The organism is Brachyspira hampsonii (assembly GCF_001746205.1).
In the GTDB taxonomy this organism is placed as follows: domain Bacteria; phylum Spirochaetota; class Brachyspiria; order Brachyspirales; family Brachyspiraceae; genus Brachyspira; species Brachyspira hampsonii_B.
In genome coordinates, this window is record NZ_MDCO01000001.1 from 613,193 (window position 1) to 626,053 (window position 12,861).

The following is a 12,861-nucleotide window of genomic DNA, read 5'->3' on the forward strand; positions in this document are numbered from 1 at the left end:
AATATTATTAAAGTTATTACAATATATAAGAGGTACATATTTTGGGTAAAAAATTAAAAATCATTACTATTTCATTGTTGGGGCTGATTATATTCGGAACTGTTCTTATAGCACAAAAGCCGAAAACTTCAAAAGAGCATCTTTTTATAGAAACAAATTTTGGTACTATAGAAATAGCTTTCTTTCCTGAAAAAGCACCAAAACATGTAGAAGCCATAAAAAAACTTGCCAATGAGGGCTTTTATGACGGAACACTTTTTCATAGAGTTATACCGGGTTTTATGATACAAGGAGGAGACCCTTTAAGTAAACAGCCTAACAGAGCTTTGCATGGTACAGGCGGTCCTAATTTTGTAATACCTGCTGAGTTTAATGATGTTTCCCATAAAAGAGGTATATGTTCTATGGCTAGGGGAACAAGCATCAATAGTGCCGGCTCTCAGTTCTTTATTTGTGTAGCTGATAGTCCTTTCTTAGACGGACAATACACAGTATGGGGTGAAGTTGTTAGCGGTATGGATGTTGCTGATAAAATAGTGGCATTAAAAAGAGATGCTAATGATAATCCTTTAGAACCTGCTAAAATGAATAGAGTTTATGTAAAAACAGTTAATTAATAAAGGAAAATGGTAAATTAAAATGAAAGAACATTTATTTATTGAAACAGATTATGGTACTATAGAAATAGAATTCTATCCTGAAATAGCACCAAAACATGTAGATGCTATAAAAAAACTTGCCAATGAAGGCTTTTATGATGGAATAAGATTTCATAGGGTAATACCTAATTTTATGATACAGGGGGGAGATCCTGTAAGTAAAGATGCAGCAAAAAGATATTTGCATGGTACAGGCGGTCCGGGATTTAATATTCCTGCTGAGTTTAGTGATAAACCTCATAAAAGAGGAATATGTTCTATGGCTAGAAGTCAGGATCCTGATAGTGCCGGTTCTCAATTTTTCATTTGTGTAGCTGATTCTCCTCATTTGGACGGACAATATACAGTTTGGGGAAATGTTGTTGATGGTATGGATGCTGTTGATAAAATAGTGGCATTAAAAAGAGATCATAATGACAACCCTATGGAAAATTCTACTATGAATAAAGTTTATATTAAAGAAGTAGAATAATTTAATAATAATAAAATAAATAAAGACGAAGCTCAGTATATGAGTTTCGTCTTTTTTATATTTAAAAGTTTTAATATTTACTTCATTGTTTTACTGATTTTTTCTGTACGAAGTAAACAGAAAATGCAATAATCAAGTAAATAGCCGAAGTTATTAATGCGGTTATAAGATTATCCCAAGTGGATCCTACAGCAAGTACAGTATTGAGTATAGGAACTATTAAAAGTCCTGTTACAGACATCAAAGAAAAACCTAAAGAGAATTCTGTTAATGCAGGGCTTTTGTATTCAGGATCGCATATTTTTAAAAGAGTCATTCCTGTTATGAGAACCCCTGTCAAAGTACCCCATGAAATTATAGCTCTTTCAAATGCATAATCATCTTTAAATAGCATATTATGAAATATAAATACTATCAAGTAAGTAAATATAAAACCTGCTATACACATAACTATTATAGGTGCTATATAATGTATGATAGCTTTTATTGGGAGGCTTGTTATTGCAGATACTATAGCAAAATCGCTTAATGTACCTATTATTTTTGCCTTAACCTTTGCATCCACCATCCAAGATAATTTTAATTTTTTTATGAGCATATTTAAAGCAAACATTATAATCATAGAATAAGTCCATACAGGAAGAACATCTAATCCCGGTACCTTAATTTTTTTTATGAAATTTAAAACTATGAAAGCTAATCCGCATACTGCAAATATTACAGCCAAATGAAAAGTTATAGTTTCTATAGAGCTGCTTAAAAAAGTTTCTCTTCCTAAACTAGCCTGCCTGCTTATATCATTATTGTATCCTAGTTCCATATTTTTATCTATTTTGTTTATATTTTGACTATCTTCATTAGCATCAATAATTTTTTTTATAACATTAGTTTTATTTCTTCTTACTGCAATATTAATGAATATGATTCCAAATATCATTCCTCCTACAAGTCCTATTGTAGCTGTGGTTAAAGCAACTCCTTGTGCTATCTCCCATTGAGGTATTCCAAAACCTTCTAAAAGTTTTCCTGTAGCTGCGGCAAGTCCATGTCCTCCGGCAAATCCGGCTGAAAGTTCATAACCGAAAGTTCGGTACATGTTTATATCAGGATTTATTTTTGTAAATAATATATTAACAGCATATCCTATAGCTGACTGAAACATACTTGCACATTGAAATATACCGAATGCTATTAAAACTTTTGTAGGGTAAAGTGATTTTATGCTTTTTGTTTCGTTTAAAAACATACCTAAAGGAACGGCTGCAAATATAGGTATTGATAATATTCCGGGAAGCAATGAATAAGTGCTTATCCATTCTGATGATATAGAATAGTTTGAGAATTTACCTAGTATTTCAGGAGATATTAAAAGACCTATAAATCCTCCTATTACAGAAGCGGGCAAATATAATTTTTGAAACAGCTTTATTTTAGCCCTTAAAAAAACTCCTATAAGAAGAAGTACCGATAATAGAGATAATGACTGAAGTAATTCAGTTAATAGTTTAGATGTCATATTTGTTTCCTTAAAAATGAATGTTTTTATTTTTTAATTATTTAATTTTTGATTTTTATCTATTTTTTTATTGCTTTTATTAGCTTGAGAATCTTCTCTTTCTTCTATTTTAATAACATCCCCATAGAATTTAGGAGGTCTGTTTAATAAAATATCAATAAACATTAAAGCTCTTGCTCCTAATTCTCTTGGAAATTGTCTTACTCTATAAAGTTTTCTCACATTATTTGCATTATAGGCTATTGCATTAATATTTTTTTGTCTTGCTATTAATATTGCTCTTTCATTATGAAAAGGCTGTGATACTATTGTGAAATTAGTAAGCTCAAAAACTTTATTTGCTCTTATAATGGAATCTCTAGTTCTAAATCCGGCAAAATCCAAAAATATATGATTTTTATTAACTCCCAATTTTATTAAATCAAGACGCATTTGTCTGGGTTCATTGTAGGATTTGTATCTGTTATCTCCGCTTACAAGTATATATTTAACTTTTCCGCTTTTATATAATTCATAAGCAGCATCCATTCTAAATTTGAAATACATATTTATTTTACCATTATTCATATATTTGCTTGTGCCCAATACTAATGCAACATCATTATAGGGTATTTTTTCTATTGATGAATATATATATCTTTTTGAATATAATGAAACAGATGAATATAATATTATTGAGGATATTAAAGATAAAATAATAATCTCAGGAAGAAAACTCAAAATAGAAATGAAAATGAATAGCATATAATTTATAAATTTATATATACTTCTTTTACTTTTTATTCTATTTTCTATTATTCTTTTCTTATTTTTAAGATATAATATTTTATTTTTGTATCTATCTTTTAATATCTTTACTATCTTCATAAAACCTGCAATATGATTGTTTTGATAGTATACTTAAAATAATTTATATTGTCAATTCTTATTAACATAAAACTTGATAAAAAAAATTTACTTTAAGTATTGCAATATTACTCAAAAATATTATAATATAAAGCAAATATCAGAAGGAGAATAAAGATGAATGCATCATCTATTAATGGCATGAATGCTGTTTTTTATGATATGAAAAAAAATCCAGCATCTGCATCTAATTTTTATAAACAAAATAAATCTTCAAAAACTATTTTTTTCTTAAACATTCTCCTCTCTATTCTTGTCAATATCCTGTAATATTACAATCTATTTATTATAAAATACATTATTAATATAATACATTTAAAAATAAAATTTCTATAAGTAGAAATACTAATAAGAAAAGTAAAATGCTATAAAACATAAGGAGTTATTTAATGAAGTTAAACGGTTCTGATATAATAATGGAAGTTCTAATAGAAGAAGGTGTAGATACTGTATTTGGATATCCTGGCGGTGCTGCATTATTTATATACGATGCTATTTATAAATATAGAGATAAAATAAAACATATAATGCCTGTAGATGAGGCAGGAGCATGTCATGCTGCTGACGGTTATGCCAGAGCAAGCGGAAAAACCGGAGTTGTAATTGCAACTAGCGGACCTGGGGCAACTAATTTGGTAACACCTTTAGCCACCGCTTATATGGACAGTGTGCCTTTAATTGCAATAACTGCTAATGTTCCGGAAAGTTTGATAGGTAAAGATTCATTTCAGGAAGTTTTTATTGCCGGAATAACAATGCCTATAACTAAACATAATTTTGTTGTCAGAGATATCAATGAACTTGCAAATACCATAAGAAAAGCATTTGTAATAGCTAATACCGGAAGAAAAGGACCTGTTTTAATAGATATACCAAAAAATTTCACATTTGCAGAAACAGAATTTACTAAAAGAGAAAAATTTATTCCAAAACATATAGAAATAAGTGCAGAAGATGAAAAAACTATAGATTTAGTTGCAAAATTAATAAATGAATCTAAAAGACCTATTATATATTTCGGAGGCGGTGCTAAGGATTCAAGCGACAAATTAAGAGCATTTATGATTAATTCCAATATACCTTCAGTGCATACATTAATGGGAGCCGGAGTATTAGGATATAATGAAAAATTAAATATAGGGCTTTTAGGAATGCATGGATCTGCTACAGCTAACAAAGTTATGAATGAAGCTGATTTAATACTTGCTGTAGGTACAAGGTTCAGCGACAGAGTTGCTTTAAATACTTCTAAATTTGGAGGAGCTGCTAAAAAGGTTCATATAGATATTGACAGAAGCGAGATTAATAAAAATGTTCATGTTGATTATAGTATAATAGGCGATTTAAATGATGTACTAGATAGATTTAATAAGTTAGTAAAAAGAGTAGATGATGATGAGTGGGTAAAATATTTATCAGACTTAAAAGCTAAAGAAATGAAAGAAGATTCTGACAGAAATACTGATAAAGATGGAATTTATCCAAGCAAGGTTATGGATATAATAGGGGATAAAACTAAAGATGAAGCTGTTTATGTTACAGATGTAGGTCAGCATCAAATGTGGGCTGTTCAGTATATAAGACATACCAAGCCTAGAAGTTTCATAACAAGCGGCGGATTAGGTACTATGGGATTCGGATACGGTGCTGCTTTAGGCTGTCAGGTTGCTAAACCAGATAGAAGAGTAATACATATAACAGGGGACGGTTCTTTTTATATGAACTTAAATGAAGTGGCTACTGCCGTTGAATATGATCTTCCTGTTATAAGTATCATACTTAATAACAGTACATTGGGCATGGTTAGACAATGGCAGACTATATTTTATGGTAAGAGATATTCAAGCACTGATATAAATAAAAAAATGGATTATGTAAAAGTAGCCGAAGGTTTCGGAGCTAAAGGTTTTCGATGTGAAACTATAAAAGAATTTGAGGCGGCTTTTGAAGAGGCATTAAAATGTAAATGTCCGGTATGGATAGAATGTGTTATAGATAAAGATTTAAGAGTTTTGCCTATGATACCAGCTGGCGGAACTATAGATGACATAATAGTAGATTAATAAATAGTAGGAGTAAAAAAATGGATAAGAAAGAAAGAAGAGTTTTAGTTTTATTTGTAGATAATATTACTGGTGTATTAAATAGAATAACTTTATTATTCAGTCAAAAAGGTTTTAATATAGAAACTATTACATGTTCTGCAACTTGTGTTCCTAGTATTTCAAGAATGACTATAGTTACAGAGGGTGATGATTCTCATATAAATCATGTTATAAAACAAACTTCAAAACTTATAGAAGTTCATTCTGTACATTTGATAGATAGTTCCAACAACATAATAAGAGATTTTCTTTTGGTAAAAATAGAAATTAATGACAGTAATAGACGAAAAGCCTGCGATATAACCAATTCTTATAACGGACTTATACTTTATATTGGAAATAAAAGTATTACAGTAGAAATAACAGCTTCAGCTTCAGTAATAGATGCATATTTAGAAGCATTAAAAGATTTTAATATATTAGAGCTTTCAAGAACAGGGGTAACATCTATACAGCTTGGCGATGATGTTCCGGATATGAATATAATCAATAATTTTGAATTTTAATAAAAAATAATAAGTTAAAGGAGAAATTAAAATGATAAAAAAATATTATGATGCTGATTGTAATCTAGGGGTACTAGACGGTAAAACTATAGCTATAATGGGATACGGCAGTCAGGGACATGCACATGCTCAGAACTTAAAAGACAGCGGTATGAATGTTATAGTAGGACTTAGAAAAGACAGTGCTAACTGCAAAAAAGCAGAAGAAGCAGGTTTTAAAGTAATGGAAGTAGAAGAAGCTGCTAAGCTTGCAGATATAGTTATGATGCTTGTACCAGATGAAGTAGCTGCTGATATATATAATAGTCAGGTAGCTCCTCATATGAAAGAAGGAAATGTACTTATGTTCGCTCATGGATTTAATATTCATTTCCATTTTGTAATGCCTGCTGATAATATAGATGTTATTATGGTTGCACCAAAAGGACCTGGACACACTGTAAGAAGTCAGTATTTGGAAGGAAGAGGAGTACCTAGCTTGATAGCAGTTTATCAGGATAAAAGCGGAAGAGCAAAAGATTATGCTTTAGCTTATGCTTCGGCAATAGGTGCAGGACGCGCTGGTATATTAGAAACTACATTCAGAGAAGAAACAGAAACTGATTTATTCGGAGAACAAGCTGTATTATGCGGCGGTGTTACAGAATTAATGAAAGCTGGTTTTGATACTTTAGTAGAAGCTGGATATGAACCAGAAATGGCTTATTTTGAATGTATACATGAAATGAAATTAATTGTTGATTTAATATATTCTGGCGGTTTTGCTATGATGAGATATTCTATTTCAAATACTGCTGAATACGGCGATTACAGAACTGGAAGAAGAATGATAACTGAAGAGACTAGAAAAGAAATGAGAAAAGTATTAAGAGAAATACAAGACGGTACTTTTGCCAGCGAGTTTATTCAAGAGTTTAGTGCAGGACGCAAAGCTAAATTTAATGCTACTAAAAGATTAGAAAGAGAGCATAAATTAGAAAAAGTCGGTGCAGAATTAAGAAAATTGATGAGTTGGATTAAAAAATAATAATAGATATTATAATAAATATTTTTTATAATCCAAAGCATCTTTAGTTATAAATGATGTTTTATTATAAGGGTTTTAACAATGAGAAAGATTAAGATTTTTGATACTACTTTAAGAGATGGAGAACAATCTCCTGGTTGTACTATGAATTTGGCTGAAAAATTAGAAATGGCAGCTGAATTAGATAAATTAGGCGTTGATGTCATAGAGGCTGGTTTTGCTATATGTTCTGACGATGACTTTAATGCTATAAGAGAAGTAAGCAAGGTTGTAGAAAATGCTAAGCTGGCTAGTTTGGCAAGATGCAATAAAAAAGATATAGACAGAGCTTATGAAGCACTTGCTGAGGCTAAACATCCAATGCTTCATACATTTATAGCTACAAGCGATATACATTTAAAGCATAAATTAGAGATGACCAGAGAGCAGGTATTGGAAACTATAAAAGAATCTGTTTCTTATGCTAAAACTAAATTTGAATTTATAGAGTTTTCTGCTGAAGATGCTTCAAGAAGCGATAGAGAATTCTTAGCTCAGGCTTATTCTGCTGCAATAGAAAATGGTGCTACTACAATCAATGTTCCTGATACTGTAGGATATACTACTCCTGTAGAAATGGCTGATTTAATTAAATATTTAAAAGAGAATGTTAAGGGTATAGATAATGTTGATATATCTGTGCATTGCCATGATGATTTAGGACTTGGTACAGCCAATTCTTTATCTGCAGTTTTAGCTGGAGCTACTCAGGTAGAATGTACTATTAATGGTATAGGCGAAAGAGCTGGTAATGCTAGTTTAGAAGAAATCGTAATGGGTATTAAAACTAGAAAAGATTTTTATAATGCATATACTGATGTTAACACAAAACGCATTTATAAAATTTCAAAATTATTATCTACAATTTCAGGTATGGTAGTTGCTCCGAACAAGGCTATAGTGGGTGCCAATGCTTTTGCTCATGAGGCTGGTATTCATCAGCATGGAGTATTAAAAGAACGTTCTACTTATGAAATTATGAATGTTGAAGATATAGGAATACCTCAGAATAAAATGGTATTAGGAAAGCATTCCGGAAAGCATGCTTTTAAAGACAGAATTGAGTCTTTAGGTTATGATATTGATGATAAGTCTTTAGAGGAAGCATTTATAAAATTCAAAAATCTAGCGGATAAAAAGAAAATAGTTACTGATTCAGATATAGAAGCATTATTAATAGGTAATAATGATTCAAAAAATCCTATTTACACATTAAACGGATTTGTTGTGAACGACGGTAATTCAATATCTTCCTTGGCTACAGTGTCTATTATGGATAGTCAGAATAATGTTGTTGAAGGAATAGGAAAGGGAAACGGACCTATTGATGCGGCTTTCGGTGCTATAGACTCTATTACTTCTAATAAGGCTAAATTGGTTAATTATAGTATTAATGCTATTACAGAGGGTGAAGATGCTTTGGGAGAGGTTATTGTAAGGTTAGCTTCTAATGATAAAACTGTTATTGGGAGAGCGGTAAGTACAGATATTATTGAAGCTAGTTTGAGAGCTTATGTTAATGGCTTAAATAAATTATAATAAATATATAATAGGGCTTATACGATTAAAAGATTGTAAAAGCCCTTTTTTAATTTAAGGATAAAATTATGACTATTACTCAGAAAATTTTAGCGGCACATGCTGGTGTCGATAAAGTTGAAGCAGGCGAGCTTATAATGGTTAAAACTGATTTGGTTTTAGGAAATGATATTACAAGCCCTGTTGCAATTAATGAATTTGAAAAATACGGTTTTGATAAAGTATTTGATAAAGAAAAAATAGCTTTGGTTATGGATCACTTTGCTCCAAACAAAGATATCAAAGCTGCAGAGCAATGCAAACAATGCAGAGATTTTGCAAATAAATACGATATTTCAAATTACTATGATGTAGGAGATATGGGAGTAGAGCATGCACTTTTACCTGAAAAAGGATTAGTTGCACCCGGAGAGGTTATAATAGGTGCTGATTCTCATACTTGTACTTACGGAGCTTTTGGGGCTTTTTCTACAGGTGTTGGAAGCACTGATATGGCTGCTGCTATGGCTACAGGTCAGGTTTGGTTTAAGGTGCCTTCTGCTATTAAATTTAATCTTAAAGGTAAATTAAAACCAAATGTATCTGGTAAAGATGTTATACTTCATATTATAGGTATGATAGGTGTTGACGGGGCTTTATATAAATCCATGGAGTTTAGAGGAGAAGGTGTTTCATCTCTTACTATGGACGATAGAGCTTGTATTGCTAATATGGCTATTGAGGCAGGTGCTAAAAACGGAATATTTGAAGTAGATAATCAAACTATAGAATATTTAAAAGATATAGTAAAAAGAGATTATACTATTTTTAAAGCTGATGATGATGCGGTATATGAAAAAGAATATGATATTGATTTAGCTTCAATAGAGCCTACAGTTGCTTGTCCGCATTTACCTGAAAACACAAAAGATGCTAAAGAATTAAAAGATATAAAAGTTGATCAAGTGGTTATTGGTTCTTGTACTAACGGCAGATTGTCTGATATGGCTACTGCTGCAAACATCTTAAAAGGAAAGAAAATAGCTAAAAATGTAAGATGCATAATTATACCAGCTACTCAGAAAGTTTATAAAGAATGCATCAAATTAGGCTATATGGATATATTTATCGATGCTGGCTGTGCGGTATCTACTCCTACATGCGGACCTTGTTTGGGAGGATATATGGGTATACTTGCTCATGATGAGGTTGCTGTTACTACAACTAATAGAAACTTTGTAGGAAGAATGGGAGATAAAACTTCTAAAGTATATTTAGCTAGTCCTGCCACTGCTGCATACAGTGCTTTGACTGGATATATAACAGAGCCTAAATAATGATTATAACAAATGATTATAATAAAAATAGGAGATATTAATTAAATGAAAGCTAGAGGTTTCGTTCATAAATATGGAAATAATGTTGATACTGATGTTATTATTCCAGCAAGATATTTAAATACTGCAAATCATAAAGAGTTAGCAGCTCATTGTATGGAAGATATTGATAAAGATTTTGTAAGCAAGGTAAAGAAAGGCGATATAATGGTAGGAGGAGAGAATTTCGGATGCGGTTCATCAAGAGAGCATGCTCCTATTGCCATTAAAGAATCTGGTATATCTTGTGTTATAGCTTCTTCTTTTGCCAGAATATTTTACAGAAACTCTATTAATATAGGGCTTGCAATACTTGAATGCGAAGAGGCAAGCAAAAAAATAGACAATGGAGATGAAGTTGAAGTTGATTTTGACAGCGGCGTTATAACAAATATTACTAAAAATGAAAGCTACAAAGCAGAGCCTTTCCCAGAGTTTATTAAAAATATAATTAACTCCAATGGGCTTTTGAACTCTATAAAGAATAAGGGGTAATTATTTATGGAAAAAAATATTGTTGTTATTAAGGGCGATGGGGTAGGTCCTGAAATAGTTGACAAGGCTATTGATGTGCTTAATAGAATAGCTGAAAAATATTCGCACAAGTTTAATTTAGAATATGTTGATATGGGAGGATGCTCTATTGATAAATACGGAGTTCCGCTTACTGATGAAAATTTAGAAAAATGTATTAAGTCTGATTCTGTACTTTTAGGTTCTGTAGGAGGTCCTAAATGGGACAATGTTGCTCCGGAAAACAGACCAGAAAGAGGTTTATTAAAACTTCGTAAAGAAATGAAGCTTTATGCCAATATAAGACCTATAAAAATATTAAAATCTTTAGAATATGCTTCTCCTCTTAAAGAAAGTATATGTAAAGATGTTATTGATTTTGTTATTGTAAGAGAGCTTACAGGCGGTGTATATTTTGGTGAGCATAAATTTGAAGTGGTTAATGGTGTAAGGCAGGCAACTGATCTTATGCTTTATAAAGAAGATGAGATATTAAGAATAGGTAAAGTTGCTTTTGAATTGGCTAGGAATCTTAAAAAACCTTTAACTTCTGTAGATAAGGCCAATGTACTTCATACTTCTAAATTATGGCGTGAAATTATGAATAATCTATCTAAAGAATATAGTGATGTCAGCTATAATGACATGTATGTTGATAATGCAGCTATGCAGATAACCTCTAATCCTTCGCAGTTTGGTGTTATAGTTACTGAAAATATGTTTGGAGATATACTTTCTGATGAGGCAAGTATTATAAGCGGTTCTATAGGAATGGCACCTTCTGCAAGTCTTTCTGACGGCTCTGTGGGTATGTATGAACCTATACATGGTTCTGCTCCGGATATTGCAGGCAAAGATTTGGCTAATCCTATAGGTACTATTCTTTCTCTTGCTATGATGCTCAAATATTCTTTTAAAATGGAAAAAGAAGCTGAAACTATAGAAAAGGCTGTTTATAAGGCTATAGATGAAGGGTATAGAACTTTAGATATAATGCCTAAGCATAATATGATGACTTATTTATATAAGCAGGTAAGATGCTCTGAGATGGGTGATATAATAGTATCTAACATATAATTTCGTAATTTTATTAACAAGGGGTAAAAACCTCTTGTTAATTACTTCATAATATTGTTCAATTTATACTTGACAATTCATTTATAATGTACATAATAGATATTATATATTAAATAAATAAAGGGTTGCAGAAGTGGAATATACTGATAAAGAGATTATTTTAGAATTGCAGGAGGATAATAAACTTCTTTCTTCTAAAATAGATATCTACAAAGAAGAGATAAATGAATTGAAGCAGAAATTAGAGTATGCAAAGAAATTTTTTACTTTATACGAAAATATAATGGAACAGTCCAGAAGTGAAACTAAAGAATTAAATAATAAAGTAAAAGAGTTAGAAGCTGAAATTAAAAGATTAAAAAATGCTTAATGTTATTTATCCCAAAAAAAATGATAATAATAAAATATATATAGCTGTACTTCCTAAAGGAGACTATATTGAAGCTAAAGATATAACTGTAGAATATAGAAGAAAAAGAGAAGAGGACTTTTTTCAATATATTAATCTTGATATAAATAAATCTATTTTTATGCATCAGATTCATCAAGTAAATATAGCAAAGATAGATGAAAACAATATTAATATGTATGGCGGAAGAGAAAAAGTTGTGGAAGATACTGATGCTTTAATAACAAATCTTAAAAATGTACCTTTAGTTATACAAACTGCAGATTGTGCTCCTGTGATTATATACTGCAATGCAACCAAATCAATGGCAGCAATTCATTCCAGTTGGAAAGGAACAAGAGATAAAATAGTGCCTAAAACTATTGAGCTAATGATAAAAGAATATAATGCTGAGCCTTCAAAAATGTATGTTTATATTGCTCCTTATATAGCTTTAAAAAATTATGAGGTTGGTGAAGAAGTTGCTGTACATTTTAAAAATAAGACTATAATTAATAATAGATGGCATTTTGATAATGGGCTTGAGATAAGAGATCAGATGATTAATTTAGGAGTGTTAAAAGATAATATAGAAATTTCTGATCTAAATACTTATGATAAAGAATTTTACTCTTACAGAAGAGATGGTGCTCAGATTGGAAGAATGCTTACTCTTGGCGTTATACTTTGATATCACGCACGTTTAAACGATTAAATAAAAAAATAAAACTATTTTTTCTATGAATTCTGTTATTTATG

At 30.8% G+C, this 12,861-nt stretch carries 14 protein-coding genes; 12 read left to right on the plus strand and 2 right to left on the minus strand.

The window, feature by feature from the left end; genetic code table 11:
* The first annotated feature begins 41 nt into the window (after nt 1-41).
* A complete protein-coding gene (locus BFL38_RS02740) occupies nt 42-617 on the plus strand; it encodes a peptidylprolyl isomerase (RefSeq protein WP_083249362.1) in 576 nt (191 codons plus the stop codon).
* Nucleotides 618-639: 22 nt separating this feature from the next.
* Nucleotides 640-1,131 carry a peptidylprolyl isomerase gene (locus BFL38_RS02745; RefSeq protein WP_069725605.1) on the plus strand — a complete coding sequence of 164 codons (492 nt, stop codon included), beginning with the start codon at nt 640-642 and terminating at the stop codon, nt 1,129-1,131.
* 82 nt (nt 1,132-1,213) lie between these two features.
* On the opposite strand, the gene BFL38_RS02750 is transcribed toward BFL38_RS02745, so the two are convergent.
* Entirely contained in the window at nt 1,214-2,647 is a 1,434-nt protein-coding gene (locus BFL38_RS02750) for a sodium/glutamate symporter (protein ID WP_069725606.1), read from the minus strand.
* A gap of 33 nt (nt 2,648-2,680) precedes the next feature.
* Nucleotides 2,681-3,514 carry a SanA/YdcF family protein gene (locus BFL38_RS02755; RefSeq protein ID WP_083249363.1) on the minus strand — a complete coding sequence of 278 codons (834 nt, stop codon included), beginning with the start codon at nt 3,512-3,514 and terminating at the stop codon, nt 2,681-2,683.
* A 156-nt stretch (nt 3,515-3,670) separates the two neighbouring features.
* Between BFL38_RS02755 and BFL38_RS15065 the strand changes: the two genes are divergently transcribed.
* The 10 genes from BFL38_RS15065 to pgeF all read left to right on the plus strand — a co-directional run bounded on the left by BFL38_RS15065 (nt 3,671) and on the right by pgeF (nt 12,793).
* Complete coding sequence (locus tag BFL38_RS15065) at nt 3,671-3,823, plus strand: hypothetical protein (protein WP_176720535.1); 153 nt, start codon at nt 3,671-3,673, stop codon at nt 3,821-3,823.
* A gap of 119 nt (nt 3,824-3,942) precedes the next feature.
* Nucleotides 3,943-5,616, plus strand: coding sequence for a biosynthetic-type acetolactate synthase large subunit (gene ilvB, locus BFL38_RS02760; protein ID WP_069725607.1), 1,674 nt, complete (start codon nt 3,943-3,945; stop codon nt 5,614-5,616).
* Between the two features lie 20 nt (nt 5,617-5,636).
* The gene (ilvN, locus tag BFL38_RS02765; RefSeq protein ID WP_069725608.1) at nt 5,637-6,164 is read left to right on the plus strand and encodes an acetolactate synthase small subunit; all 528 of its coding nucleotides are present in this window, start codon (nt 5,637-5,639) and stop codon (nt 6,162-6,164) included.
* Nucleotides 6,165-6,195: 31 nt separating this feature from the next.
* On the plus strand, nt 6,196-7,191 hold the full coding sequence (gene ilvC / locus BFL38_RS02770) for a ketol-acid reductoisomerase (RefSeq protein WP_069725609.1): 996 nt from the start codon (nt 6,196-6,198) through the stop codon (nt 7,189-7,191).
* Nucleotides 7,192-7,272: 81 nt separating this feature from the next.
* Nucleotides 7,273-8,769: a 2-isopropylmalate synthase gene (locus BFL38_RS02775; RefSeq protein WP_069725610.1), complete on the plus strand. Its 1,497-nt coding sequence runs from the start codon at nt 7,273-7,275 to the stop codon at nt 8,767-8,769.
* A 68-nt stretch (nt 8,770-8,837) separates the two neighbouring features.
* Entirely contained in the window at nt 8,838-10,085 is a 1,248-nt protein-coding gene (gene leuC, locus BFL38_RS02780; protein WP_069725611.1) for a 3-isopropylmalate dehydratase large subunit, read from the plus strand.
* Nucleotides 10,086-10,130: 45 nt separating this feature from the next.
* Nucleotides 10,131-10,619: a 3-isopropylmalate dehydratase small subunit gene (gene leuD, locus BFL38_RS02785; RefSeq protein ID WP_008727503.1), complete on the plus strand. Its 489-nt coding sequence runs from the start codon at nt 10,131-10,133 to the stop codon at nt 10,617-10,619.
* A gap of 6 nt (nt 10,620-10,625) precedes the next feature.
* Nucleotides 10,626-11,714, plus strand: coding sequence for a 3-isopropylmalate dehydrogenase (leuB, locus tag BFL38_RS02790; RefSeq protein ID WP_069725612.1), 1,089 nt, complete (start codon nt 10,626-10,628; stop codon nt 11,712-11,714).
* Nucleotides 11,715-11,847: 133 nt separating this feature from the next.
* A complete protein-coding gene (locus BFL38_RS02795; RefSeq protein ID WP_069725613.1) occupies nt 11,848-12,084 on the plus strand; it encodes a hypothetical protein in 237 nt (78 codons plus the stop codon).
* Entirely contained in the window at nt 12,077-12,793 is a 717-nt protein-coding gene (gene pgeF, locus BFL38_RS02800) for a peptidoglycan editing factor PgeF (RefSeq protein WP_069725614.1), read from the plus strand. Before BFL38_RS02795 ends, pgeF begins: the two co-directional genes overlap by 8 nt.
* The last annotated feature ends 68 nt before the right edge of the window (nt 12,794-12,861 follow it).